24 protein-coding genes and 1 tRNA gene are annotated in these 26,257 nt (G+C 60.3%); 9 read left to right on the plus strand and 16 right to left on the minus strand.

The window, feature by feature from the left end:
* Window positions 1-55 precede the first annotated feature (55 nt).
* From ACQZ5K_RS13950 to ACQZ5K_RS13965, 4 genes are all read right to left on the minus strand, one after another.
* Window positions 56-466: a hypothetical protein gene (locus tag ACQZ5K_RS13950; protein WP_196378969.1), complete on the minus strand. Its 411-nt coding sequence runs from the start codon at window positions 464-466 to the stop codon at window positions 56-58.
* Window positions 467-600: 134 nt separating this feature from the next.
* Window positions 601-1,545 carry a hypothetical protein gene (locus ACQZ5K_RS13955; protein WP_448740643.1) on the minus strand — a complete coding sequence of 315 codons (945 nt, stop codon included), beginning with the start codon at window positions 1,543-1,545 and terminating at the stop codon, window positions 601-603.
* Between the two features lie 85 nt (window positions 1,546-1,630).
* Window positions 1,631-2,530 (minus strand): AraC family transcriptional regulator, encoded by a 900-nt coding sequence (locus ACQZ5K_RS13960; RefSeq protein ID WP_448740644.1) that lies wholly within the window; start codon window positions 2,528-2,530, stop codon window positions 1,631-1,633.
* Window positions 2,531-2,629: 99 nt separating this feature from the next.
* On the minus strand, window positions 2,630-3,076 hold the full coding sequence (locus tag ACQZ5K_RS13965; RefSeq protein ID WP_003522081.1) for an acetyltransferase: 447 nt from the start codon (window positions 3,074-3,076) through the stop codon (window positions 2,630-2,632).
* 234 nt (window positions 3,077-3,310) lie between these two features.
* On the opposite strand from ACQZ5K_RS13965, the gene bioB reads away from it, so the two are divergent.
* The 5 genes from bioB to ACQZ5K_RS13990 are packed head-to-tail and all read left to right on the plus strand — an operon-like array spanning window position 3,311 to window position 8,456.
* Window positions 3,311-4,345 (plus strand): biotin synthase BioB, encoded by a 1,035-nt coding sequence (gene bioB / locus ACQZ5K_RS13970; RefSeq protein WP_448740645.1) that lies wholly within the window; start codon window positions 3,311-3,313, stop codon window positions 4,343-4,345.
* The gene (locus tag ACQZ5K_RS13975) at window positions 4,342-5,487 is read left to right on the plus strand and encodes an 8-amino-7-oxononanoate synthase (RefSeq protein ID WP_448740646.1); all 1,146 of its coding nucleotides are present in this window, start codon (window positions 4,342-4,344) and stop codon (window positions 5,485-5,487) included. The genes bioB and ACQZ5K_RS13975 overlap by 4 nt, the downstream gene beginning before the upstream one ends.
* Window positions 5,484-6,122: a dethiobiotin synthase gene (bioD, locus tag ACQZ5K_RS13980; protein ID WP_448740647.1), complete on the plus strand. Its 639-nt coding sequence runs from the start codon at window positions 5,484-5,486 to the stop codon at window positions 6,120-6,122. Before ACQZ5K_RS13975 ends, bioD begins: the two co-directional genes overlap by 4 nt.
* The gene (locus tag ACQZ5K_RS13985) at window positions 6,119-7,414 is read left to right on the plus strand and encodes an adenosylmethionine--8-amino-7-oxononanoate transaminase (protein WP_448740648.1); all 1,296 of its coding nucleotides are present in this window, start codon (window positions 6,119-6,121) and stop codon (window positions 7,412-7,414) included. Before bioD ends, ACQZ5K_RS13985 begins: the two co-directional genes overlap by 4 nt.
* Before the next feature lie 55 nt (window positions 7,415-7,469).
* Complete coding sequence (locus ACQZ5K_RS13990; protein WP_448740649.1) at window positions 7,470-8,456, plus strand: beta-ketoacyl-ACP synthase III; 987 nt, start codon at window positions 7,470-7,472, stop codon at window positions 8,454-8,456.
* Between the two features lie 75 nt (window positions 8,457-8,531).
* On the opposite strand, the gene ACQZ5K_RS13995 is transcribed toward ACQZ5K_RS13990, so the two are convergent.
* Window positions 8,532-8,605 (minus strand) — tRNA-Gln (locus ACQZ5K_RS13995).
* 123 nt (window positions 8,606-8,728) lie between these two features.
* Window positions 8,729-9,166 (minus strand): Lrp/AsnC family transcriptional regulator, encoded by a 438-nt coding sequence (locus ACQZ5K_RS14000; RefSeq protein ID WP_003508428.1) that lies wholly within the window; start codon window positions 9,164-9,166, stop codon window positions 8,729-8,731.
* A 128-nt stretch (window positions 9,167-9,294) separates the two neighbouring features.
* On the opposite strand from ACQZ5K_RS14000, the gene rocF reads away from it, so the two are divergent.
* Window positions 9,295-10,215, plus strand: coding sequence for an arginase (gene rocF, locus ACQZ5K_RS14005; protein WP_035264543.1), 921 nt, complete (start codon window positions 9,295-9,297; stop codon window positions 10,213-10,215).
* 13 nt (window positions 10,216-10,228) lie between these two features.
* Window positions 10,229-11,284 (plus strand): ornithine cyclodeaminase, encoded by a 1,056-nt coding sequence (locus ACQZ5K_RS14010; RefSeq protein WP_448736239.1) that lies wholly within the window; start codon window positions 10,229-10,231, stop codon window positions 11,282-11,284.
* A gap of 21 nt (window positions 11,285-11,305) precedes the next feature.
* Here the strand turns inward: ACQZ5K_RS14010 and ACQZ5K_RS14015 are convergent, their stop codons facing one another.
* The 5 genes from ACQZ5K_RS14015 to ACQZ5K_RS14035 all read right to left on the minus strand — a co-directional run bounded on the left by ACQZ5K_RS14015 (window position 11,306) and on the right by ACQZ5K_RS14035 (window position 16,981).
* On the minus strand, window positions 11,306-12,190 hold the full coding sequence (locus ACQZ5K_RS14015; protein WP_035264546.1) for a DMT family transporter: 885 nt from the start codon (window positions 12,188-12,190) through the stop codon (window positions 11,306-11,308).
* 502 nt (window positions 12,191-12,692) lie between these two features.
* The gene (iolG, locus tag ACQZ5K_RS14020; RefSeq protein ID WP_003522091.1) at window positions 12,693-13,685 is read right to left on the minus strand and encodes an inositol 2-dehydrogenase; all 993 of its coding nucleotides are present in this window, start codon (window positions 13,683-13,685) and stop codon (window positions 12,693-12,695) included.
* 211 nt (window positions 13,686-13,896) lie between these two features.
* Window positions 13,897-15,147 carry an adenylate/guanylate cyclase domain-containing protein gene (locus ACQZ5K_RS14025; RefSeq protein ID WP_448740650.1) on the minus strand — a complete coding sequence of 417 codons (1,251 nt, stop codon included), beginning with the start codon at window positions 15,145-15,147 and terminating at the stop codon, window positions 13,897-13,899.
* 232 nt (window positions 15,148-15,379) lie between these two features.
* Complete coding sequence (locus tag ACQZ5K_RS14030) at window positions 15,380-15,610, minus strand: helix-turn-helix domain-containing protein (RefSeq protein WP_003522093.1); 231 nt, start codon at window positions 15,608-15,610, stop codon at window positions 15,380-15,382.
* Window positions 15,611-15,868: 258 nt separating this feature from the next.
* Entirely contained in the window at window positions 15,869-16,981 is a 1,113-nt protein-coding gene (locus ACQZ5K_RS14035; RefSeq protein WP_448740651.1) for an RHE_PE00001 family protein, read from the minus strand.
* Between the two features lie 211 nt (window positions 16,982-17,192).
* Between ACQZ5K_RS14035 and ACQZ5K_RS14040 the strand changes: the two genes are divergently transcribed.
* Window positions 17,193-18,497, plus strand: a complete 1,305-nt coding sequence (locus ACQZ5K_RS14040) for an MFS transporter (protein ID WP_020809219.1) — start codon at window positions 17,193-17,195, stop codon at window positions 18,495-18,497.
* A 62-nt stretch (window positions 18,498-18,559) separates the two neighbouring features.
* Here the strand turns inward: ACQZ5K_RS14040 and ACQZ5K_RS14045 are convergent, their stop codons facing one another.
* From ACQZ5K_RS14045 to ACQZ5K_RS14065, 5 genes are all read right to left on the minus strand, one after another.
* Window positions 18,560-19,897, minus strand: a complete 1,338-nt coding sequence (locus ACQZ5K_RS14045; protein WP_174058388.1) for a sensor histidine kinase — start codon at window positions 19,895-19,897, stop codon at window positions 18,560-18,562.
* A gap of 22 nt (window positions 19,898-19,919) precedes the next feature.
* A complete protein-coding gene (locus tag ACQZ5K_RS14050) occupies window positions 19,920-20,573 on the minus strand; it encodes a response regulator transcription factor (protein ID WP_020010073.1) in 654 nt (217 codons plus the stop codon).
* A 65-nt stretch (window positions 20,574-20,638) separates the two neighbouring features.
* Window positions 20,639-22,306, minus strand: a complete 1,668-nt coding sequence (locus ACQZ5K_RS14055) for a phosphoethanolamine--lipid A transferase (RefSeq protein WP_174058389.1) — start codon at window positions 22,304-22,306, stop codon at window positions 20,639-20,641.
* Window positions 22,307-22,493: 187 nt separating this feature from the next.
* Complete coding sequence (locus ACQZ5K_RS14060) at window positions 22,494-22,757, minus strand: spike base protein, RCAP_Rcc01079 family (RefSeq protein ID WP_174058390.1); 264 nt, start codon at window positions 22,755-22,757, stop codon at window positions 22,494-22,496.
* A gap of 243 nt (window positions 22,758-23,000) precedes the next feature.
* Complete coding sequence (locus tag ACQZ5K_RS14065) at window positions 23,001-23,912, minus strand: LysR family transcriptional regulator (protein ID WP_059756184.1); 912 nt, start codon at window positions 23,910-23,912, stop codon at window positions 23,001-23,003.
* A gap of 157 nt (window positions 23,913-24,069) precedes the next feature.
* On the opposite strand from ACQZ5K_RS14065, the gene ACQZ5K_RS14070 reads away from it, so the two are divergent.
* Entirely contained in the window at window positions 24,070-26,232 is a 2,163-nt protein-coding gene (locus ACQZ5K_RS14070) for a TonB-dependent siderophore receptor (RefSeq protein WP_174058391.1), read from the plus strand.
* Window positions 26,233-26,257 lie beyond the last annotated feature (25 nt).

A 26,257-nucleotide genomic window follows, 5' to 3' on the forward strand; every position in this document is an offset into this window, starting at 1 on the left:
GACGGCGCTAAAGCCGCTCACGCACGGTCATTGCCCAAAGGCGGGCTTTGCCTGTTCAGATATTCGGGGGGCGGTGAAGGAGCGGGGTCTGGCCCAGCGCCTTGCTGTCGTCGAGGAAGGAACGGATGCTGTTGACGACGGGCCTGCCAATGGTGTCGTGGCCGATCAGAACCGCCATGCCGAGACAGAAATCGCCGCAGCATTGCGGCTTGACGGGCTTTTTGACGCCGCCGTCCTGTTCGGCCATATCGTTGTGATCATGACTGTCGGACATCATGGCTGAGGCGCCATGGTTCATCGTCGCGCCGTGATCCATCATGGCGGACTGATCGTGCTGCATTCCACCGGCTTCGGCAGGATGCATTGCGGCATTGACGGTGGAAACACTATAGCCAGCCAGTGACAGTATCATCACCAGTCTAAACAACAGGGCCAGCAATTTCGATGTTCGCAACATCTCACGCATGTTCCGTAGAAAAGCTGTAGTCCTGTGATTTGTCAATGGATATCCCTCATAACCATCGACGAAAGCCGTTATGTCGCATTCACGCGGAGCAAGGCCGGCACGCGCAAAGGCAGGGCCTGCAGCCTGCCCGCACCTCACACGAAGTCGATGAAGGCTTCATCGAGAATAAGCAGCTTGCGGGCCTGCATGCGGGCATATTCCTCGTAAAAACCCTGCGAAATCCAGAGCGCGGAACGGCCGCGTCGTCCGCTCCAGCCGATGCCGCCGATCAGTTCGGCCGCCGCAAGCTTGCGGCCGATATGGATACGCGACAGGGAGAGGGATGTCGCCAGTTGCGTCACGGTTTCCACATCGGTCAGGCGCCTGCCCTGTTCGGTTGGCCTTTCCCAGTCGATGCCGGCGATAAGGCGGTCCATCAGCAGTCCGCCCGCATCGAACCAGTTGAAGATGATGGAAAGCGGGCCGGGGCAGCGCACCTCCGGATGCGACAGAAACGCCTGCGATACGCGGGGGTGGATATGGGGAAGCATGGCCTCTGACCGCTTGATGAAACGTGATGCCCTGAAGCCCTCATCCAGCAGATCCAGCGCCTGAAAATGCACGTCGTACCATTGGGCGAGCATCGCCAGCGCGGGGGCTGAAGGCACGATCCCTTTGCCGGGCCCATTGCCGGGCCCGTTGCTGGACTGGTCTGCCGGGCGCGTCATTCCGCGTTTCAGCGCCTCTTTGAAGAAGGCATAAGCGACACTATGGCTGGCGAGCCCATGCCGAAGCGCCAGATGGCCGAAATCTTCCCGCGTCAGGGCGGGTTCTCCCCCTCCTGTTTCACAGGCACCGCATTTCTGAAAATAGAGCGCCAGAAGCGCGTGACACAGAAGCCGGCTCTGGCGCGTTGCAAAAAGCGCGGTCATCTCGGGCGAACCTTCGTAGAGGGCGATGAAACTTCCCGCCAGCAGACGCAGCGCCGCCGCGAAGGGTTCTTTTTGCAGCATCGCCTCTATTTCGCCGGGCGCTGGCCTGCGGCAATCGGCTGTCGCGGTCGGCAGCTGGGAAATCGCAAAGTCGAAAAAATTGGTCATGGGCCGCGCTCCGGGATGGGATGATCCAATCGGCCTTACAGGAGCTGAAATGGCGCGTCTTCTCATTGCGCGCAGAGGTGAAATTTTAAGCCGGCGGCATATCCGCAGCGCGGGCATCGCCGGGCGTCATGCCATAGGTGCCGGCAAATACCCTGTAGAAAGTAGCGAGGCTGTCGAAGCCGCAGCCATAGGCGATCTGCGTGACCGGCAAGGCAGGGAATGCCAGCAGCAACCGCCTCGCCTCCTCGATCCGCATGGAGGAGAGCGTGCGGGAAAACGACAGTTCCGCACCCTCGAAAACCACATGCAATTGCCGAAGCGAAATGCCCAGTTCCCTTGCGACGGCGGCAGGGGTGAGGTTCTGCCGGGATTTTTTCCGTATCATGATGTCCTGTGCCGCATAACAGAGCCCTGTCCTGAGCGCGGCGCGCACCTCCGGCATGGCGGGCGAAAGTCGCCCGCGCGCCGTCATGGCAAGCCGGGCGATATGCGTCACATCGCGGGCGGGATCGATGAGCCTGCCGGGGTCGGCGTTCAGCGCGTTGAAAAGGGCCCGGAAGGGCAGGGAGAAACTGTTGTTTTCCGCATAACGCGTCGCAAACAGATCATCGGTGGCCTGACCGAGCATGACCTCGTAGTCCACGGGGATCTTCAGCATCCTGTAGTGAAAATTCGCCTCGTCTCCCGGTATCGCATCATAGGGCAAGTCGGAATAGTTGATGGTGATATCGCCGCCGCCAACCACGTGAACCTGATTTTTGCCGGCATGCAGAAAGCCGGAGCCCCTGACCTGCAGGCCGATGCAGAGGCTGTCGCCGGCAATGCGGGCAATATCGGCTTCGGTGCGGTTCACCCGGTAAGAGGAAGCGCGCATCTCGGTCACCACGGCGCCGGCGACGGCGCGCGCCTGAAACGAACCCCTGAAGCTGTGGCGAAGGTCCCGCGCAAGCTCGATCGTGACGCCAAACAGGCTTTTGCCACGCACTTCGCGCCATTGGTCGAAGCGGTGTTCGGGCAGAAAATCGTCGGTTGCGAAGCGGACTATGGTGTTCGTGGCTTGATCCTCCCCGACGATCCCGGCGGCCTATTTTTCCGTTGCGCGAAATCGAAGATGAACGAGCGGATAGGGTCGCCCCTGTCCGTCGAGATCGGAGCGTCCCGTCGGTTCGAATCCCAGCCGGCGGTAAAAACCCATGGCCCCGGCGTTCTGTTCGTTGACGTCCGTGGTCAATGCGGGGTGGAGCGCAAGCGCCCGCTGGACCAGAACCTTGCCGATGCCCTGGCCATGATGGTCCGGATCGATGAAAAGCGCCTCCATATGCCCTTCATGCAGAAACATGAAACCGAGGGGGCGGTCAGAAACATCGACCGCCAGCGTGAGCGGCGCCTGCGGCAGAAAAGCTTCGACTTCCTCCCCGATCGCGGCGCGATCCGCCGGCAGAAGGAACCCGTGGGTGGCGTCGACTGCTTTGCTCCATATGTCGAGGATGCGGGAAGCGTCGCGGCTCTCGGAGGGACGAAGTGTGATCATGCCTCACCCTTAGCAAGTGCGGACTTTTCACGCCATGGGCCCGCCCGATCTTTTCCGTGAGCATGTGCGTATTCAATGAATTTCAGCGTTGAAAGCCGACGATTCCGATCCCCTCATATGCCGCCATCTCTCCCGCCGAAAAATTTTTCTCGAAAAAAGTGCTTGCAAAAAGCGGTTCGAAAAAAATAGATAAAAAGAACTTCTATCTATTTATTTTGAGGGAAAGATCGACAGATGGACCAGATCGTCACGCAAATCGACAGAAATCCAGCTCCGATTGTGGGTTTCGGCAACGGCTTGTCGCTCGAAGAAGCCAAAATTATCTATAATTTGCCGTTTAACGATCTTCTGTTCCGCGCCCAGCAGGTGCATCGCTGTCATTTCGATCCCAATGCCATCCAGATGAGCCGGCTTTTATCCATCAAGACCGGCGGCTGCCCGGAGGATTGCGGCTATTGCAGCCAGTCCGCCCGCAATCCCACCGGCCTCAAGGCCTCCAAACTGATGGAAGTGGAGCGGGTGCTGGCTGAAGCGCGTAAGGCGAAGGAAGGCGGCGCGACGCGTTATTGCATGGGTGCTGCATGGCGCAATCCCAAGGAGCGCGACATGGAGGCCGTGGTGGCCATGGTCGAGGGCGTGAAGGCGCTCGACATGGAAACCTGCATGACGCTCGGCATGCTGACGCCGGAACAATCCGAACGGCTGGCCGATGCCGGTCTCGACTACTACAACCACAACGTCGACACTTCCGAGCGGTTCTATTCGCAGATCATCACCACCCGCACCTTCGAGGACCGGCTGGAAACGCTTGCCAATGTCCGCGATGCCGGCATCAAGGTCTGCGCCGGCGGCATTCTCGGCATGGGGGAAACGGTGGAAGACCGGATCTCGATGCTGGTGACGCTCGCCAATCTGCCGGTGCCGCCGGAAAGCGTGCCGATCAACATGCTGATCCCGATCCCCGGCTCGAAGCTTGCCAAGGCCGATCCCGTCGATCCGATCGATTTCGTCCGCACCATCGCGCTGGCGCGCATCCTCATGCCGCGTTCGCATGTGCGGCTTTCGGCTGGGCGCACGGAGATGAGCGATGAGACGCAGGCGCTCTGTTTCCTGGCCGGCGCCAACTCCATCTTCATCGGCGAGACGCTGCTTACGGCGGATAATCCGGGTGAGGACCACGATACGGCGCTTTTCCGCCGTCTGGGCCTGAAGCCGATGGAACTGCAGTCCACGGAATTGCAGTCTGGGGAGGCGGGAGGTTGCCGGTGAACCTCGCGGCGTTCTCCCCCTATGAGGCGAAGCTTGCCGGCCTGGAGCGCAAATCGCGGCTGCGCGCGCTCGCTCCTCAACAGGGGATCGATTTCACCTCCAATGACTATCTTGGCCTTGCCGATTCACCCCGGCTGAAGGCGGCATTTGCCGACGCCATCGGAAGGGGCGTGCCGGTGGGGGCCGGCGGCTCGCGGCTGCTGCGTGGCAACCACCGCGAACATGAGGCGCTGGAAGCAGAAGCGGCGGCGCTTTTCGGTGCGGAAAAAGCGATCTATTTCGGCAGCGGTTTTGCCGCCAATGTCGCGCTGTTCTCCACATTGCCGCTGCGGGAAGACCTCGTTCTTCACGACGCCCTGATCCATGCCAGCGTCCATGACGGTATTGCAGCCGGCAAGGCGAAGGCGATCGCCGTGCCGCATAATCAGGTCGAGGCATTCGAACGGGAAATAATCCGCTGGCGGCAAGAGGGTGGCCGGGGCCGTCCGTGGATCGCCGTCGAAAGTCTTTATTCCATGGATGGCGACCGTGCGCCCCTTTCGGCCCTGGCTGATCTTGCCGGGCAACACGTAGGCTTCCTTGTCGTCGATGAGGCCCATGCCACCGGTGTTTTCGGCCCCGGCGGGCGTGGTCTTGCCGCGGAGCTGGAAGGCCGGGGCAATGTGGTGGCATTGCACACCTGCGGCAAGGCGCTCGGCCTTTCCGGCGCGCTTTTGAGCCTGCCGGCGGTGCTTGCCGATTACCTCGTCAACCGCGCCCGTGGTTTCATCTATTCGACCGCGCCTTCGCCGCTGATGGCGGCGGCGGTGCGGGAGGCCCTGCGCATCGTCGCCGATGAACCATGGCGACGCCTGCGGCTGGCGGAGCTGGTAAACTTTGCCGGCGAGGAGCTTCGCTCCCGGCTCGGCGTTGAGCCCAGCGGTTCGCAGATCCTGCCGGTGATGATCGGTGACAATGCCCGCTCGCTTCGTATCGCCGCGCATCTGCGGGAGGGCGGTTTCGATGTACGCGCGATCCGCCCGCCGACGGTGCCGGAGGGCACGGCGCGCCTGCGCATCGCCATCACGCTCAATGTGGATGAGAGCCAGATCGCCGATATGATCGGGCTGCTTGCCCTTTCCTTGGCGGAGGAGCGAAGATGAGCCCTCGTTTCGTTATCTCCGGCACCGATACGGGCATCGGCAAGACGGTTTTTTCCGCAGCGCTGACCCATGCCCTGCAGGCATGTTACTGGAAACCCGTGCAATCCGGGCTGGAGGAAGAAACAGACAGCGAGACGGTGGAACGGCTGGGTGGCGTGCCGCGCGGGCGCATCCTGCCGGAGGCCTATCGCCTGAAAATGCCGGCTTCGCCGCATCTATCGGCCCGCCTCGAGAATGTAACGATCGACCCCACGCTGCTGCTGCCGCCGCAAACGGATGGACCGCTGGTGATCGAAGGGGCGGGCGGGCTTCTGGTGCCGCTGACGGACACGGTGCTCTTCGCCGATATCTTCGCGCGCTGGCAAATTCCGCTTGTGCTGTGCGCAAGAACGTCTCTCGGCACCATCAACCACACGCTGCTCTCGCTCGAGGCGTTGCGGCATCGCGCCATTCCCGTGCAGGGCGTGGTCTTCATCGGAGACGAGAACCGGGAAAATGAGCGCGTCATCGCCAATATCGGCGCCGTTCGCCCGCTCGGCCGTTTGCCGCTTCTGCCGGAGATGACATCAGAGGTGCTGCATCGGGCATTTGCCCGACACTTCAATCTCGCTGATTTTCTGGAGGCGCCGGCATGAGCCGTTCCCCTGTCTGGCATCCCTTCACCCAGCATGGGCTGGAACCGCCGATGAAACGCGTCGTATCAGCGGAAGGCGCATTTCTCGTCGATGAGGACGGCAATCGCCTGTTCGACGCCATTTCCTCCTGGTGGGTCATCACCCACGGGCACCGGCATCCGGCGATCATGGCGGCCATCCGCGCCGCGACAGAGGCCTTCGATCAGGTCATTTTCGCCGAGTTCTCCCATGAACCCGCCGAAACGCTGGCGCGCGGGCTGATCGAGCTTGCGCCCGCCGGGCTAAGCCATGTGTTTTATTCCGATAGCGGCTCGACGGCGGTTGAGGTGGCGCTGAAAATGGCGCTGGGATATTTCCACAATCGCGGAGAAAAGCGCGATCGTATCGTGGTGATGGAGCATGGCTATCACGGCGACACCATCGGCACCATGTCGACCGGTGAGCGCGGCGTCTTCAATGCCGCTTACGAACCGTTGCTCTTCGGCGTCGACCGGCTGGCTTTTCCGGAAGCGGGCAACGAACAGCACACGCTGGACATGTTCGAAAACTTCTGCCGTTCAGGCCGTATCGCCGCCCTGTTGGTTGAGCCGCTGGTGCTCGGGGCGGGCGGCATGAGGACTTACCGCGCGGATGTTCTGTCCGGGATGAAACAGATCGCCGAACGCCATGGCTGCCTCGTCATTGCAGACGAGGTGATGACGGGTTGGGGCAGAACCGGAACCATGTTCGCCTGCGAACAGGCCGGCATTGCCCCGGATATTCTCTGCACATCCAAAGGGCTTACGGGTGGCTCTCTGCCGCTGGCGGCAACGCTGTGCAGCGCGGAGATTTTCGACGCGCATTTTTCGACGGATCGCCGCAAGACCTTTTTCCATTCCAGTTCCTATACGGCCAATCCGATCGCCTGCGCTGCCGCCGTCGCCAATCTTCAGGTCTGGCGGGATGAGCCCGTGCTTCAACGAATCGGGCAATTGCAACAGGTGCTGTGCGACAATCTCCGGCGATTTGCGGAGGACCGGCGTTTCACCGGCATCCGGCAGATGGGAACCATCGCGGCGCTCGATCTTGTGGTGCCCGCCGGCGGGTATCTCGCCGAGGCGGGGCCGCGAATGCGGCAATTGTTCCGCGAGCGCGGGTTCGTCATCCGCCCGCTCGGCAATGTGCTTTACCTGATGCCGCCCTATTGTTCGACGGCGGAAGATCTGGCCAGCGCCTTTGACGCCATCGATGAGGTGGCCGGGATCGTCACCGAAACCGCTTCGCTAAAATCGCGCGCGCTCGGTATCGCGTGAAAACGGGTGCCGTCATGTTCAGCCTGTTCCAGAACCGTCTCCGAAAGTCCTGACAATGCAGACCCGTTCTTCCCGCATGGCCGGTTTTGGTCATGCTGTTCCGTCACGATGCGTCGACAATGCCGAGATAGAGACCAGTCTCGGGCTGGAAGCCGGCTGGATCGAGCGGCGCACCGGCATCCGCACGCGCTATTGGGCGCAAGAGGGTGACACTCTGAGTGGCCTTGCGGCGAGAGCCGGCCGCATGGCGCTGGAAGATGCCGAAATCGGCTCCGACGAGATCGCGCTGACGCTGCTTGCGACTTCCACGCCGGATCACCTTCTGCCGCCCTCGGCGCCGCTGCTCGCCCACAGGCTGGGCCTTGCCCGATCCGGCGCGATCGATCTCGCCGGGGCCTGTTCCGGCTTTCTTTATGCGTTCACCCTTGCGGACGGTTTTGTCCGCACCCACGGTCGCGCCGTCCTCATCGTTGCCGCCAATATATTGAGCCGTCGTATCAATCCGGCGGAAAGGGCAAGCGCGGTCCTGTTCGCCGATGCCGCCGGCGCCGTCGTACTCAAGCCTTGCCGCGAGGCGCAGCGCGGGCTTTTGTCCGCCGATCTCGTTGCGGATGGCGGCGGTTACGATCTGATCCAGATAGCGGCGGGAGGCAGCAGCCAGCCCTTCTCTGCCGATACATCCGCCGAGGAGGCGCTGATGACGATGCGTGACGGCCGCGAAGTCTTCTCCCGTGCCGTGACGCTGATGACCGAGACCTCGCAAAGGGTGCTGCATCAAGCCGGAACGACGGCAGCCGATATCGACCTTTTCGTACCCCATCAGGCCAATGCCCGCATGTTCGACGCCGTCTGCGGCAATCTCGGCGTTGACAGGCAAAAGACGGTGCGCACCATAGAAACCTTCGGCAATTCCTCCGCCGCCACCATTCCGCTTTCGCTCTCCGTCACCAATGCCGAAAGGCCTTTCGGGGAAGGCGAAACACTGCTTTTGACGGCCGCCGGTGCCGGTATGACGGGCGGAGCGGTTGTTTATCGCGCATGAACGATGCCGGGCACGGGACGTCGCGATGCCGTGCAATATTCAAAACTCAAGAAGCTGATTTCATTTGGAGAAATTTGGCTGGGGAACCTGGATTCGAACCAAGATCGACGGAGTCAGAGTCCGCTGTTCTACCATTGAACTATTCCCCAAAAGCTTTAAAGCGCGTGGCGCGTTCGCTTTGGTGGGTCGTCATATAGATGATTTATTCCGGGGCGCAAGTCGAAAAAATCGAAAAATGCGTTTTATCCTTGTTTTGCGTTTTGCTCCCCGGTTCAGAGGCGTGCCCGGGTGGAGCGCGGGGTGGAGAGCAAAAGGCTGGTCTCGCTGCCGGTGATGCCGGGCACCAGGCGGATGCGGCGGAGCACCGCGTCGAAATCGCTGAGCGTGGCGGCGTTGAGTTCCACGATCAGGTCCCAGCGGCCGTTGGTGCTATGGATTTCCGATATTTCCGGAAAACCGCCAAGGGTGCGGATGACGCGGTCCGTCACATGGCCTTCAATCTCGATCATCATGATGCCGCGGATCGCGGCCTCCACCGCATCGGCGCGCAAAATGACGGTGTAACCGATAATGGTACCGTCATTCTCCATTCTTTCGATGCGCGAGCGCACCGTCGCACGCGAGGTTTCCGTCTCGATTGCGAGATCGGAAATGCTGCGCCTGCCATTGTGTCGCAAAAGGGTGATGAGCCGTTCGTCGAGATTATCCATGTGACCAATTCGATAAATCAATTTTACCAGATCGATAGTTTATTTCGACAATATTGCCAATATTTGATGTTCATTTCGCCAGATCACTGTGGTGAACTGGGCTTGTTGGCAGGAAAGCGAGGACGGGAATGGAAATCAGGTTGATCGGTGCGCCGCTGCAGATCGGGGCCGGGCAATTGGGATGCGAAATGGGGCCGAGCGCCTATCGTGTCGCGGGGCTTGCCCATGCCCTTGAAGAACTGGGGCATCGCGTTGTTGATACAGGGAATGTGACGCCGGCGACCTTCCGCGAATTTAACCATCCCAATCCCGCCGTGCACCATCTGTCCGAAACCGTGGCCTGGACCGAGGCGCTGACGGAGGCTGCCTATCGTGAAAGCGCGGATGCCGTGCCGATCTTTCTCGGCGGTGACCATGCGATTTCCGCAGGGACGGTTGCCGGCATGGCGCGCCGGGTGGCAGAGACCGGCCGGCCGTTTTTCGTGCTCTGGCTCGATGCCCATACCGATTATCATACGCTTGAAACGACACGCAGCGGCAATCTGCACGGCACGCCAGTCGCCTATTTCAGTGGTCGTGAGGGATTTGCCGGTTATTTCCCGCCACTTTCCCATGCGGTTCCGGAAGACAATATCGGCATGATCGGCATCCGCAGTGTGGATCCGGCGGAGAGGGCCGCACTGGAAAAGAGCGGCATCACCGTGCACGACATGCGCTCGATCGACGAGCATGGCGTCGCCGTTCTGCTGCGGGCGTTTCTGGCGCGGGTTCAGGCGGCAAACGGGCTTTTGCATGTCAGCCTCGATGTCGATTTTCTCGAGCCGTCCATCGCGCCGGCCGTCGGCACCACGGTTCCGGGCGGCGCGACGTTCCGCGAGGCGCATCTGGTCATGGAAATGCTGCATGATAGCGGGCTGGTCTGCAGTCTCGATCTGGTGGAGCTCAACCCGTTTCTCGACGAGCGCGGCAGAACCGCGACGCTGATGGTGGATCTCGCCGCCAGCCTGATGGGCAAGCGGGTTATGGACCGCCCGACACGGGCCGGCTGAAAGAGGTGATGCGATGACCGTGATACCGAATCTCAATATCGTGCCCTTCGTCAGCGTTGATCACATGATGAAACTCGTGCTGCGCGTGGGCATCGATACGTTCCTGCGCGAGCTTGCCGATGCGGTGGAAGAGGATTTCCGCCGCTGGGAAAGCTTCGACAAGACGCCGCGCATCGCATCGCATTCGAAGGAAGGCGTCATTGAACTGATGCCGACCAGCGATGGCACGCTTTACGGCTTCAAATATGTCAACGGCCATCCGAAGAACATGAAGGAAGGCCGCCAGACGGTAACGGCTTTCGGCGTGCTTTCCGATGTCGGCAATGGTTATCCGCTGCTTCTGACCGAGATGACCATCCTGACGGCGCTGCGCACCGCCGCCACCTCCGCTGTCGCCGCAAAATATCTCGCCCGCAAGAATTCCCGCTCCATGGCCATCATCGGCAATGGCGCCCAGAGCGAATTCCAGGCGCGCGCCTTCAAGGCGATTCTTGGCATAGACACGCTGCGGCTATTCGATATCGACCCGTCCGCCAGCGAAAAATGCGCCCGCAATCTCGCCGGGCAGGGTTTTGCCATCAAGATCTGTGAGAGCGCACAGGAAGCGGTCGAAGGGGCGGATATCATCACCACCGTCACCGCCGACAAGCAATATGCGACGATCCTGACCGACAACATGGTCGGGCCCGGCATTCACATCAACGCCGTTGGCGGCGATTGCCCCGGCAAGACGGAGTTGCACCGGGATATTCTGCTTCGATCCGATATTTTCGTCGAATATCCGCCGCAGACGCGCATTGAAGGTGAAATCCAGCAATTGCCGGCGGATTATCCCGTCATCGAGCTTTGGCAGGTCATAACCGGTGAAAAGCAGGGGCGGGCAAGCGACCGGCAGATCACACTGTTCGACAGTGTCGGCTTCGCGACGGAAGATTTTTCGGCGCTGCGTTACGTGCGCTCGAAGCTGCCATCCACCGGGCTTTATACGGAGCTCGATCTGCTGGCCGATCCGGATGAGCCGCGCGATCTGTTCGGTATGCTGCTGCGGTGTGAGGCGGCTCTCGTCTAGGGTCTTTCCAGCGCCGGCTGCCTATTTCGTCTCCCGGCGGTTCTTGCGGGCAACCACATGTTCGCGCCAGATGGTGAAGAGGCCGGCGGCAATGACGATCGCTGCACCGATGACCATGTTGGACGTCACCACTTCGCCATAGACGGTGACGCCAATGATGGAGACGAGCACCAGCTGATAATAGGAAAAGGGCTGCACGGAGGCCGCATCCGCCAGTTCGAACGCCTTTATCAGGCAATAATGGCCGCTCATGCCGGTAATGCATAGCGCCAGCATCCAGCCCCAATCCTGCGGCTCGATGCTGACCCAATAAAACGGGCCGACCAGCGTCAGGGCCGCCGCACCGGCCACGCCGGTGTAGAAGAAGCTTGTCATCGCCGAATCGCTTTTGCTGCCGAGGCGGGTCAGGACGCTGTAGAGCGCCAGCATGAAGGTGGCCACGAAGGTGATCATCAGCCGGTTGTCGAAACCGTCGCCCTCCGGCTTGAGGATGACGAGAACGCCGATGAAGCCGACAAAAATGGCGCTCCAGCGCCGCCAGCCCACATGTTCCCCCAGCAAAGGCATGGACAGCGCCGCAACGATCAGCGGTGCGGAAGCGAGGATGGAATGGCTGTGCGCCAGCCCGACGACGGCGAAGGAGAAGATCGAAATGACGATCTGCACGGCGAGAAGCACGCCGCGGCCGATCTGCAGCCAGGGACGGTTGGCCATGACGGCGCCCCGAATGCCGCCCGCCGATCTTGCGGCCATCAAAAGTACGAAGACGGCAAAGGCCCAGTATCGCAGCATGGCGATAAAAACCGGCGGATAGGCGCTGCCCAGATGTTTCGATATGCCATCCTGCGCCGCAAAAATCGTGAAAGCGACAAGCGCATAAAGAAAGCCGGTCCTGGGTGATGGCATGAAAAAACCGCTATCCGACTGCCGCCGGCAAAAGAGTATTCGGGGTGAATGAGGTGGGTAACAGCCATATGTTACGGCCGTACCTTGTCAGACAACCTTATTTTCCGAATAGCTGCCATGCAAGTGTGGAAGCTGCCTTTTAAAGGGGCGATTGCTGGTACATGCTTTTGCTGCATTCTCTCCTCATCCCTGTGCCTGTCACAGGGATCCAGCCAGCCCAAGTCCTTGGGCTGAAAGGAGTGTTTCTCGCCGCGTAGACACGCGTCGGCTGGATTCCTGTGACAAGCACAGGAATGAGGGCGGTGGGGTGTGCCGACCTATTATGGAATCTTAGAGGCGCGACTTGTGGAATCTGAAAGGTGCGACGCGCTTCGAGTCGACGTAAAGCCTTGATGATATTGGCCCGCTGCCGAGGGCTTTGGGACAGGCAGGGCTGTCCGCCGTCAACGGTTGCGCGGCGGACAGAAGGTTCAGCAAGACGCTCGGCGTCCCGGTTGTGGTTTCAGCCGATCTTCACGGCCGTCTTCGAGGTCGCGGATTTCAGCGCGGCGTCGGCCAGTTTCAGCGCGATCAGACCGTCCTTGATGGAGGGCGACGGCGCGACATTGTTTTCGATGCTGTCGATGAAGGCGGTGATTTCCGCGGCATAGGCCGCCGTGTAACGCGTCATGAAGAAATCATGCAGCGGCGGGCGGGTGTAGCCATCCGCATTGGCGATTTCGATGGAAACCGGACGCTGGTTTTCGGCCGCTGCCGAACCGAGCGAACCGTGCACTTCGATGCGCTGGTCGTAACCATAGGTCGCGCGGCGGGAATTCGAAATGATCGCCTGCCTGCCGCTTTTCGTCGTCAGGATGATGCTGGCGCTGTCGAAATCACCCAGCGCGCCGATCTCCGGATTGACGAGGACGGAACCGGTGGCGAATACGCTTTCCACTTCCTCGCCGAGCAGGAAACGGGCCATATCGAAATCATGAATGGTCATGTCGCGGAAAATGCCGCCGGAGACCTTGATATATTCGGCCGGCGGCGGGCCGGGGTCGCGGCTGGTGATGGTCACCATTTCCACCTTGCCGATGCGGCCATCGTCGATTGCCTTGTGAACGGCCTGGAAATGCGGGTCGAAACGGCGGTTGAAACCGAGCATCACCTTCGCGCCGGTTTCCTCGACCACCTTGGCGCAGGCTTCCGCGCGGGCGACATCGAGATCGACGGGCTTTTCGCAGAAGATCGCCTTGCCGGCGCGGGCGAAACGCTCGATCAGGTCGGCATGGGTGTTGGTCGGGGTGCAGATGATGACGGCGTCGATCGTTTTGTCGGCCAGAACCTCATCGATCGTGCTGACCTTGCACTGCGCCTCGCGGGCGATTGCTTCCGCAGCACCGGCCATGGCGTCCACAACGGCCACCAGCTGTGCACGGCTGTCGGTGGTGATCGCCTTGGCGTGGACCTTGCCGATCCGTCCAGCGCCGAGCAGTGCCAATTTCGTAACCATCTTTCCTCCGGTTTCTCATACCTGTCCCTCACTCCCGGAAAGACAGAATATGAATGCAAGCAATGTTTCGATATGGAATATATGTTCCATTTTGCTAGATCGACATCGCAGACGTGTCAAGCGTTTTGACGATGATCCAGACGGCCGAAATCGCTCTTCGGAAAGGTCATGCGGCGCGGATGGCCGGTGTCGTTAAAGCCCTTCGCGATAATCAATCGGCCGAAGCTGTCAGGGCCGCATTGTGGGGCAGGGCGTATACTTCGACCGGGGTTTCGAGGCCGCGCAGCAGCCATGGGCCGAGATTTTCCAGCTTTCCCTGATATCCGGCCATGCGCACGAATTCCTCGGAGAAAAGCACATTGCGCCCGGTCTCCTTGGTCAGCGTTTCCAGCCGCGAGGCGATATTGACGGCAGGGCCGATGACGGTGAAATCGAGGCGGGTTTTCGAGCCGATATTGCCATACATGACATCGCCGACATGCACGCCGATGCCGTAACCCAGGGGATCGTGGCCCTTGCGGCAATTGATTTCATTCAGCGCAACGAGGCTCTTCTGCGCGCTGGCGATGGCCTTCAGCAGGTTTTCGCAGGCCTGCGGGTCGCTGAGCGGGAAAATCGCCAGCAGCCCGTCGCCCATGAATTTCAGGATTTCGCCGCCGAATTCCTCGATGGGATCGCACATGGCGTCGAAATAACCGTTGAGAAGCTCGATGACATCGTCACGCGGCCAAAGGTCGGAAATATGGGTGAAATTGCGCAGGTCGCAGATCAGGATCGCCGCACCCACCGTCATGCCGCTGCCGCGCGTGGTAGCGCCATTGAGGATTTTTTCGCCGGCATGGGGTCCCACATAGGTCTCCAGAAGGGTGCGCGTCATGCGGTTTTTCAGGCGTATTTCGCTGACGAGTGCGAGCGCCGGAAGCAGGTTTTTCAAGGCGAGGATTTCGCTGTCGGAAAAACCGCCGGGCCGGTCGCTGGAGAAGGTGGCGACATGGCGCTTGCCGAAGGTGTGTTCGATCGGCCAGGCGCAATAATCCGTCAGCCCCTCGGCCCGCAGGTCTTCGTAGATCGTATAGCCGGGCTCATTGATGTCCTCTCCGTTCAGCCGGTGGCGGACTTCGGTGGCGCCCTGATGAATGTCGTTGATAGGGCTGTTCAGATATTCGGGCGTATTTTCAGACCCATAGCCATAGGTGGCGATCTCGGCGGAGGACAGGCCGGCTTTCCACAGAATGCGCGCGCCAAGCCATTGCGGATGGCGAATGCGGAAAGCGAGAACGCCCCGCGCCACGGAAATTCCGCTCGCCCGCAGCCTGTTGCAGAGCTCGACGAATATTTCGTCGATAAAGCGTTCGTCCTTGGTGCCGGTGATCAACCAGTCGAGAATTTCCGTCTTTTCCGCTGGCCACAATTCATCCAATGCTGAAGAAACCCGTTCTTCGGTGTCGAGACTTAGTGTCATAGCAGGATTCCGGAGGTTGTTGCTGCTCTCGCACAAGCGGGGCACATGTCGCACTCGGCCAACATGGTCGCTCGTGAACCCCATGTGGTGCCGGATAACGAAAATGTTAAGAGAGGGGCGCGGAAAATGTTCCGGAAGGGATAGGCGGCATCGGGCCACGCGCGCCGCCCGGATGTTCCCGGGAACAATCGTCCCCGGCGGCGCTGAGATTTTTGATGATCGCTAAGGCGGATCAGATAACGGTTTCGACAGGAATATGAAGGGCTGCGGCAACGCGTCTGATGCGCAGCGGATCGCTGTCCGTGCCGTCTTCGAGCGCGCGTATTTCGCTGGTCGTCAGGCCGCAGGTCACGGCAAGCTGTTCGACCGTATATCCGGCGAGATTGCGCGCGGTCAGAACCTTTTTGGCAAAAGGAGCATCTGTTTCGTGATCGGAATCGGGTTGTGAGATTGAAATTGTCATTATTGCATCTCCCTCAGAATGGACACTTAAATGCGGGCGGCAAAGAAAAGTTGCCGGGGCCGAATGCGACCGCGTTGCCGGAGAAGAAAATCGGTGCTGCAACGCAGCGAGGAACATAGCGGCTTCATCGACCTACGCAATAGTTAAATTTTGTTAAGATTCGTGATCGCTGCATCCCTGCAGCACGCGCTGCCGGGAAAAAGGCCGAAAAACTGCTATTTTCTCGGGCTCTTGCGAGGGGCGGGGGGGCGGCTTTCGTTACAGCATGCCCCAGGCGCGAAACCGGCCGCGACCGGTCACTTCCCGCAGTTCCAGCTGGTTGGCGAGCCCGATCGCGCCCTGCGGCGTGGTGCCGAGTTCCTTGACGATCATCGCCGCCGAAACCACCGGTCGGGAGACGACAAGCTCCACGAGTTCCGGCAGGCGGGAGGAGGAGCGCCGGCCTGCCAGCTTGCGCATCATGCGTTCACGCGCATGGGCCAGCCGGTCATGTTCCTTCATGCCGGCCTGCGCCGCTTCGTAAAAGCTGTCGAGAAGTGCGAGAACGCGGTGCGTCTGGTTTCGGGCGTGCCGGCGCTCCCGTGGGACCGCGCGGAGACCGGCGCTGAGGGCCGGCAGGTGATCGGGCGTGACAGCGCCGTCGCGCAGAAAGGCGGAGGCCAGAAGCCGGCCGAGCCAGGGGCTGCGTTGCAGCACCTCGATCATGTTCCACGCGTCGAGCAGGATGGCGGTGCGAAGAATCGCCGGCAGTTCCTCCGTCCGCGCATGGACGTTCCACCATTCTTTCAGCCGCTCATCCTCGTCCCAGTCGGGTTCGTTGATGATCGCATGGCTTTCCTCCCTGTGCATTGGCGGAAGCGCGGTGCCGGTGGTGATCGCATCGAGCGTTGCCGCGCTTCGCGCCAGAAGCGCATCCAGCTCGGAAAAAGCCCCATCCAGCGATGTTTCCTCCACCTCCGCGTCGGTGTCTTCATCGCGGTAGTGATCGAGCGTTTGTCTGGGAGGCGCTGGCTCTTCGGCAAGTGCCCCCCTGCCGCGTAGCCTTGAAAGGCCCGGCGCGGTAAAGGCCCAGCCTGGGGCATTGGAAAAGATCAGCCGTCTCGAGCGGAGAATCCGGTGCGCCGCCGTCATTTCATGGGTAGGCGCGCGCACATCCATATGCGCGTCATGCAGCACCAGATCTTCCATGTGAACGAGTTCGCCGTCCACCCACATGGAGGAAATCGCATCGGTGAAATCCTGTCTTTCGATGAAGCCGTGTTTCATCGGTGACCGGTCGATCCGCTCGTCCAGCCGCGCCAGCGCCTCGCCGGCACGGGCGGCGGCAATAAGAAGCTTTTCGATCTGAACGTCCGATATATCGTAAATCATTGATATTTTTTAGTTTGAGCGCGGGCGGCTTACAAGGCGGATCACAGGGGGGCGGGTTTGGCTGGTTTTTCGGCAATATTGCGATGCGGTATAAACTTGCGCACTGCAACATGACGGGTATATACCCCCACCGAGAGCGACAAATTATCACACCTTCTGTTCGCCCTTCCATCTCCAGACGAAGATGAATTGGAGTTTACCCGTGAATATTATGGCAAATGGTCCCGCCACCGCGCCGGACCAGAAAACCCGTTTGAAATCCATTATCGGCGGATCGGCTGGCAACCTCGTCGAATGGTACGACTGGTACGTTTATTCGGCCTTCACCCTTTATTTCGCGCCGGTGTTTTTCCCTTCCGGAAACCAGACCGCCGAACTTTTGAGCGCGGCCGCCGTTTTCGCCGTCGGATTTCTGATGCGGCCCATCGGGGCCTGGTTCATGGGCACCTATGCCGACCGCAAGGGCCGCAAGGCCGGTCTCACCTTGTCCGTCACGCTGATGTGTCTCGGTTCGCTGCTGATCGCGATTACGCCCGGCCATGAGGCGATCGGCATTGCCGCGCCGGCCATTCTGGTTTTCGCAAGGCTTCTGCAGGGCATCAGCGTTGGCGGTGAATATGGTGCCAGCGCAACCTATCTCAGCGAAATGGCCGGCAAGAACCGCCGCGGTTTCTTCTCCAGCTTCCAGTATGTGACGCTTATTTCCGGTCAGCTTCTGGCGCTGGCGGTGCTTCTGGTGCTGCAGCGGGTTCTGACGCCGGAACAGCTCGGCTCCTGGGGCTGGCGCATTCCCTTCTTCATTGGCGGCCTTCTGGCGATTGCGGTGTTTTATATCCGCCGCGGCCTTGTCGAGACGCAGTCCTTCGAAAACGCCAAGACCGGCGCTGCCGACAAGCCGAAGTCCAGCGGATGGGCGCTGTTCAAGCACTATCCAAGGGAAGCGCTGATGGTTATGGCGCTCACCTCCGGCGGCACGCTCGCCTTTTATGCCTATACGACTTATCTGCAGAAATTCCTCGTCAACACCTCCGGCTTCAGCAAGGAAAGCGCCACGGAAATCACCACGGCGGCGCTCTTCGTCTTCATGCTGTGCCAGCCGATTGCCGGTGCGCTGTCCGACAGGATCGGCCGCAAGCCGCTGATGGTCGGCTTCGGCATTCTCGGAACGCTGTTCACCTATGCGATCTTCAGCACGCTTGCGACGACGACCGATCCCATCATGGCTTTCGCTCTCGTTCTGGTCGGCCTGTTGATCGTCACCGGCTATACCTCCATCAATGCGGTGGTGAAGGCGGAAATGTTCCCTGCCCATATCCGCGCGCTTGGCGTGGCTCTGCCATATGCGCTGGCGAACACCATATTCGGCGGAACGGCGGAATTCGTGGCCCTGAAGTTCAAGCAGATCGGCCACGAAAACTGGTTCTTCTGGTATGTGACGATCATGATCGCCCTGTCGCTGGTGGTTTATGTGAAGATGCGCGATACGCGCGATCACAGCCATATCCACGAGGATTGAGCGACCGCCATCCAGACCGGAAAAAACTCCGTTCTTCCGACGGGGCTTTTTCTTTTCAGCATTCAGGCGGTTTCGGCGGGAAGGACGATGCGGGCCTCAAAACCGTCCTGCCGGCCCGGTGCCGGAGAGGAAAGCACCAGCTCTCCGCCGGCCTGCTCCACCAGGCTCTTGACGATGGCAAGGCCAAGCCCGGTTCCGTCCGCCGTGGTCTGGCCCCTGGTAAAACGCGTCGTCAGCTTGGGTAGGAGTGCCGCATCGATTGTCGCCCCGGAATTGACGATGCGGATCGTGCCGTCCGCTTCGGCGACGACCTGCACCGGGCTTTCCGCCGGGCTGTGGATCAGCGCATTTTCGAGGAGGTTACGGACGATGATACCAAAGGCATCCGCGCCGATCCTGCAGGAGAGGCCGCCTTCACAGCGATTGCTGAAGCGGATGCGGGATGAACCGATGGCCGTTCTCATCATGTCGTCGATAACCAGTTCGAGAACGGGGATGAGATCGTTTGCCGTGTCGGTGACCCCGATCCTCGCTTCCGCGCGCGACATCTGAAGCAGTTTTTCGGCCAGGTGGGCGAGATGCTGCAGGGATTTTTCGATGTTTTCCACACGCGGCGCAAGTTCCGGCGGAATGTCGGCATGCAGCCGCTGCGCCTGCGCCAGCGCGCCGGCAATCGGCGTGCGCAATTCATGGGCGCTGTTGGCGGTGAATTCCCGTTCCGCCTCGATTGCCGATCTCAATCGTCCGAGCAGCAGATTGACCGAACGGGCAATGGGATGGAGTTCGCCCGGAAAGGGTTGCGTCGGCAGCGGTGCGAGATTGCCGCCGTCCTTTTTGCCGATGTCGTCGCGCAGGGTCTGTATCGGTCGCAGCGTTCTGCGCACCACGACAATGACGGCGAAAATGCTGGCGGGAATGAGGATGAGAACGGGAAGCAGCAGCGCGGTGCCCGCCTCTTCGATCGCCTCGCGGCGATTGGCGAAGGCATCGGCGACCTGCAGGAAATAATTGCCGTCCGGTGTCGCAACCGTAAAAATGCGCTGGGTCGCGGTTTCGGAAAAACCGGGTTCGAGCGAGACCTCGAAAGGCTCCGTCGAACTGTCATGCGAATGCAGCACCACCTGTCCTTCCCGGTCGCGCACCTGATAGGTCAGATATTCCGCCCGTTCCGACGTCTGGTTGAGCTTTTGCGCGGCAGGCGCGGTATTGTTTTCCCTGAGGTCGTCCACCAGCAGCGGCAGCAGTCTTTCGGCGGTTTCCTCAACGCCGGCGTCGAAAATTTCGGCGAATTCGTCCTGCATCACCATGACGCCCAGCCCGCAGGCGAGAAGCCAGGATATGGCGACAACGCTGGTCAGCGCCGTCACGAGCTTGCGGGTCATGCTGGTCGGTCTGGCCATGTCTGCCTGCTTGTAATTCTGCCTATCGGATGGTGTAGCCGACGCCGCGCACGGTTTCGACGCGGTCATGGCCGATTTTCTTGCGCAGCCGGCTGATATAGACCTCGACCGTGTTGCTTTCTATTTCCGCGCCGAATTCGTAAAGCGTGTCGTGCAATTGCGCTTTCGAGACGACCGCGCCGGGATGTTCGACGAGTTTTTCCAGCACAGCCCATTCCCGGGCGCTCAGCGTCTGCGCCGTTCCATCGACCGTGATATTGCGCGCCACCTGGTTGATCTCGATGCCGGGCAGGCGGATGACGGGAGCGGAGCGCCCTTCGTAACGGCGCGAGACCGCGAGCATGCGGGCCGAAAGCTCGTTGAGATCGAAAGGTTTGACCAGATAATCGTCCGCACCGGCGTTCAGCCCGGCAATCCGGTCGGAGACCTGGTCATGGGCTGTCAGAATGATCACCGGTGTTGCGTCGTCGCGCTGGCGCAGGCTTTGCAGAAGGGTGATGCCCTCGCCATCCGGCAGGCGCATGTCGAGCAGGATGAGGCCGTAACCCATCGTCAGCGTCGCCGCCATGGCGTCGCCCAGCGTCTTGAACCAGTCGACAGCATGGCCCGCCGCCGCGACATGGTCCCGCAGCGCTTCGCCCAGCACATGATCGTCTTCAACAAGCAGAACCCGCAAGACAGCTCCCTCTATCGCTTCGTCCTGCGTATCTCTTTCTCCGGATAAGCGTCAAGCACGGTGTTTCAGCTGTTCTGGCGCTGGGTGCAGCCGCCGAACACATCGAGCGAGGGATCGTAGACCGAAGTGGAGACATTCATCATGCCAAGGATGCTGTGGAAATAATTGTCGTGCGAGCGCCCGCCCTCTGCCGCGGTTTTTGCGAGGCAGGCTTTGTTGAGCCCCATGGATTTCGCAAAGTCGTCGTCGAACCAGACGAGAAACGGCACATGGGTCTGCTGGTCGGGCGCCAAAAGATAGGGCGCGCCATGCAGGTAGACGCCGTTCTCGCCAAGCGACTCACCGTGGTCCGACGCATAGATCATGCCCGTCGCCAGCCTGTCGGAACGGGCCTTCAGCTTGTCGATCACGGTGGAGAGGAAATGGTCGGTATAAAGAAGCGTGTTGTCGTAGGAGTTGACGATCTCCGCGTCGGAGCAGTTGCCAAGCTCGGCCGTGCGGCAATCCGGGGTGAATTTGCGGAATTCGTCGGTATAGCGCAGATAATAGGTCGGCCCGTGGCTGCCCATCTGGTGCAGCACGATGACGCTGTCTCTGGTGACGTTGTTGAGCCAGGAGTCGAGCTTGTCGAAGAAGATATCGTCGCGGCATTCCCCGCCGGTGCAGAAGCGGCTGTCATTGGTGGAGGGCAGGTCGAAATAGGGGATGCGGTCAGCCACGTTCTTGCTGCCGGTATTGTTGTCCAGCCATGTCGCGCTGACCCCGGCATGGACGAGAACATCCATGACGTTTTCATTGGCGAGCGCCTTTTTGTGGCTATATTGCGAACGCGGGAACTTCGAGAACATGCAGGGAATGGAAATCGCCGTCGCGGTGCCGCAGCTGGTCGTGTTCGGAAAATAGATCACGCCGCGTTTTGCGAGTTCGGGATTGGTATCGCGCCCATAGCCGTTCAGGGAAAAGTTCGCGGCCCGCGCGGTCTCGCCCGCCACGATGACGGTGATGCGGGGTTTGCGGACGCCGCCCAATGAAGGCAGGACCTTTGCATCCCCGCCGACCGGGCTGACCTGAATATCGACTTCCTTGCCCGCCAGCGTGAAATAGTGAATGGCCGACATGATCGGGGACAATGGATTGACGCTTTTGACGATATCCTTGTGCTGGCGCACGGCGGTGGTGAAGGTCTTGGAATTGGCGAAGCTGATGATGCCGGCGATGGAAAGACAGATCAGGATGCTGATCGTGTTCCACAAAAGCTTGTCGAGGATCGGTCGATGGCGCACACGCACGGTGACGATGAGGAGGGACGGCACCAGTCCGTAAATCGCCATGTGCCAGAGAAAGCCGGGCGTGATCAGATTGCCGGCTTCCGCCTGCGTCGTCTCCATGGCGTTGCGGATCATGTCGCTGTCGATGACGATGCCGTAGCGATCCATGAACCAGGAAGCGGCCGCCGCCGCGAAGATCACGAAGATCAAAAACGGCTTGATGAGATATTTGGCGGAAAAAATGATGATGAGGGCGCCGAGAAAGGCGGCCATGGCGGCATAAAGCGCGACGATGGCGACCGGATAGGCGGAAAGATAGGTGTGAACCTTCGACCAGAATGTCCGGTTCGTGAAAAACAGCAGATAGGCCGTCGTCAGCAGGCTGAGCGGCACGCTGCCGATTTCCGGACGATATGTTACTGTTCCCGTCGCTTTCGCGGTAAAAAGAGCCACTGTCAGATCCACCAGATTTCCAATAGGCCGGCGGCAACGGAGACGGGGCGAAAACGCCGCCTTCCTGGCTGCCGCATGGGCCGATCAATGGCGGATGCGTCATTTTGCTGACATCAACCTGAAAGCTTGTCATGAAAGTGTCACACTCCGTCGTGGCCGCTCGGTGGTGGTGTTTCAGATAGTCGAGACGATAGAGCCCTTAATTGAGGCCTACGATGCCTGTGGCGGTGGTGCGCGTTGCAAATATGCGCGTGGCCCTGACCGGCAGCAGGCTGCCTGCGGGCAGGTTCTGGAAGGTCACCGTCGCCCCGGAAAGCAGGGTCAGGCAGAGATGGCCGCCATTGCCCACATAGATGGCGCGGGTGGGGGAAGGAAGCGGGCTCGCATCGTCCGGAACCACATCGAAAGCGTGGGATGCCGGGGATTCGAGGCCGGCGGCGTGGTGTTCGTAAGTCTCAGCCATTGCTGTCTCCCGTAAATCGAAATCTGCCGCGATTATGGGGTGCGCTGCGGCCACGGGGAAAAGCGGGGACAGGAAATATCCGGACAGGATTTCGTTCCTGTTTTCGGCCGGCCCGCAAGCGCGTCATTCTTTTCGCAATCCCATGCGGTTACGCCGCCCCCGCCTGTTGCTACCGATGCGGCGCAAACGGGTGATGGCGGATTTTTCGTCCACGGGATCGACAGGCGGGCGGGTGCTGCCGCTTCAATTGCGCATATGGAGAATGAAGGCCCTGACGGCGGGAGAGGCTTCCGTTTTCCGGTGGGCGATGGCGAGGTCCGAGGTCGTGGAACTGGCCGCAAGCGGCACGTAGCGCACACCGGGCAGCCTCAGGCAATTAAGCGAGCGCGGCACCAGCGCGACGCCGAGGCCGATGGCCACCATGCTGGCAATCGTGGTGTAGTCCCTGCCTTCCGGGGTGATCGCCGGCTGGAACCCGGCTTCATTGCAGGCCTCTATCGTGTTGTAGTGAAAGCCGACATCCGGCGGTTGCCGCGGGGTAATGAAGGTCTCGCCGGCAAGGTTTTTCAGATCGACCTGCAGCGCAAAGGCCAGGGGATGGTTTTCAGGAAGTGCGGCCATCAGCGGTTCGCGCAGCACCACATGGGTTGTCACACCTTCCGGAACAGGCGCGGGCGGGCGGATGAAGGCGAAGTCCAGATTGCCGTCGGCAATCTTGGCCAGTTGCAGCCGCATCTCCATTTCGATCAATTGCAGCTCCACATCGGGATGGGAAGCGCGGAAACTGGCGATGGACCGGATCATCAGGCCGGAATAGGCGGCCGAGGCGACATAACCGATGGAAATGCGCCCGGTTTCGCCGCGGTCGACGCGTTTGAGCGCCGCAAGCGTCGCCTCGGCATTGGCGAGGATTTTCCGGGCATCCTCGTAGAGAAGCTGGCCGGGCGTGGTCAGCTTCACCGAGCGGCGCGTCCGGTCGAGAAGCGGCATGCCAACAATCTGTTCGAGCGCCATGATCTGCTGGCTCAAGCCCGGCTGGGCAATGCCGAGGCGGGCGGCGGCGCGCTCGAAATTGCGCTCATCCACTAGCGTGGTGAAATAGCGCAGGTGGCGTAATTCGAACGTTTCTGCCCGGCTTGCCGGTTTCCTGCCCATCGTCACGGCCTTTCCGGCAGATTTGAATAATTCCAAGCTATTATCGTTGCGAGTTTTCATAATCAATAGTTCTGAAAAAAACCGGCTGCGCTTATTGGATCGCAATCTGTCCCTTGCGTAATAAGATGACTTAAATTCTCCAGAAAAATACCGCCTTATGGTGGCGCGGGTGATGAAGGGTCTTGGGGTGCAGGGAAAAACCAAACACATTTCCATTCTGGTTGGCGGTTGCGCCGTCGTCGCTTATGTGGCCTTTTTGGCTCCGGCTTCCGCCCTTGCGCAGGAGGCCGGTACGACGGTGCTGCAGGCCATCACCGTGGAGGGCGCCAAAAATCAGGACCCCAAGGCGCCAGTGAAAGGCTATGTGGCGAAAACCAGCGCCAGCGCCACCAAGACGGGGCGATCTCTGATCGAGACGCCGCAATCCGTATCCGTCATCACCAAGGACCAGATGGATGCTCAGAATGTTCGCAATCTCAGCGAGGCGCTGAATTATGTTCCGGGTGTCGTCGCGCAGCCGTTTGGGGCGGATCCGCGTTTCGATGCGCCGCGCATTCGCGGGTTCCAGGGAAACCAGTTGCAGTTCCTGAACGGTCTGCGGCTGATGCGTACCGCCGGTGCGCCCTCCTATGAGGTCTACGGCCTGGAGCGCGTGGAAGTCATTCGCGGGCCTGCTTCCGTTCTTTTCGGGCAGGGCAATCCCGGCGGCCTCATCAATCTCATCAGCAAGCGGCCGACCTTCGAACGGTTCGGCGAAGTCGGTGTGCAGATCGGCAGCTTCGACTATTACCAGTCGATGTTCGATATTGGCGGCCCGGTGGCGGATAGCGACAGTTTCGCCTATCGCCTGACCGGCCTTGCGCGCAACGCCCATGCCCAGACGGACAACTTGCAGAACGACCGTTATTTCATCGCACCGGCGCTGACCTGGCAGCCGGACGAGGATACGAAGCTGACGGTTCTTGCCTCCTATCAGCACGACAATCCGAGTTCGCCCTCCGGCCTGCCGCCGGCGCTGACCTATCTCAGACCCGGCAATATGCTGGACCGCAGCTTTTATGTCGGCGATCCGTCCTTCGATACGTCGAGCCGCAAATTCACCAATATCGGCTATGAATTCGAGCACCGTTTCGACGAGACCTTCACCTTCCGGCAGAATGCGCGTTATTCCAATTTCGACTGGTCATACCGCGCGCTCGGCATGTCTTCGACCAGCGGCGGCATGATCGGCAATCTCATCCGCCGAAATGCGACGTTTCAGGACGAGCTGCTGAACACTTTCAACATCGACAACAACCTGCAGGCGGAGTTCTCCACGGGGCCGATCGACCACACCCTGCTTGTCGGGTTGGACTACCGTTATTTCGACAATAACGTCAAAACCGAATTCTGGGCCGCGACGCCGCTCAATCCCGTCAATCCGGTTTATGGCGGGCCGATCAGCCTCACCTCGCGCACGCTTTATGCCGATGTGAAGACGGATATTTCCCAGATCGGCCTTTATGCGCAGGACGAGATCGCCTTCGAGAACTGGCGCGTCACCGCCGGCCTGCGGCAGGACTGGGCAAGCACCAGCGGCACGACCTTCAACGGCACCACCTACCGTTCGCTCGACAAGGACGATCACAAGCTGACCGGCCGCGTCGGCGTCAGCTATCTGTTCGATGGCGGCATCGCGCCCTATGTCAGCTACGCGACCTCCTTCGAGCCGGTGCCGCAGCCGGCTGTCGGCGATGCGCCGAAACCGACCACCGGCGAACAATGGGAAGCGGGCGTCAAATACCAGCCCGAGGGTTTCGACGGTTTCTTTTCCGCTGCGATCTACGATCTGACACAGAAAAACGTCACGACGACGGTGGGCGGCGTGACGCAGCAGATGGACGAGGCGCATGTGAAAGGCCTCGAGCTTGAAGGCGTCGCAAGCCTTGCCGACGGGCTCGACCTGCGCGCAGCCTATACCTACATGGACAGCGAGGTCTCCGGCCGCGTGAATAACGGCAAGGAGCTGGACAGCACGCCCCGGCACGCCGCAAGCCTCTGGCTGGATTACACTTTCCCGGAAGATACCGCACTTGAGGGTTTCGGCATCGGCGGCGGTGTGCGTTATGTCGGAAAACGCTATGGCGATGCCGCCAATACCTTCGAGATGAAGGGCCTCGCCCTGCTCGATCTCGGTGTGCATTACGAGAGGAACGGCTACCGCGCCTCGCTTCTGGTGCAAAACTTGACTGATAAAGAATATATTTCTAGTTGCTCCACTTTCGGATGCTATTACGGTGACGGAAGAACGGTTATGGGCAAGCTGACCTATCGTTGGTGACGCCATATCAAAGTGAAGCAGCAGG

This window comes from Agrobacterium sp. 22-226-1 (genome assembly GCF_053522345.1).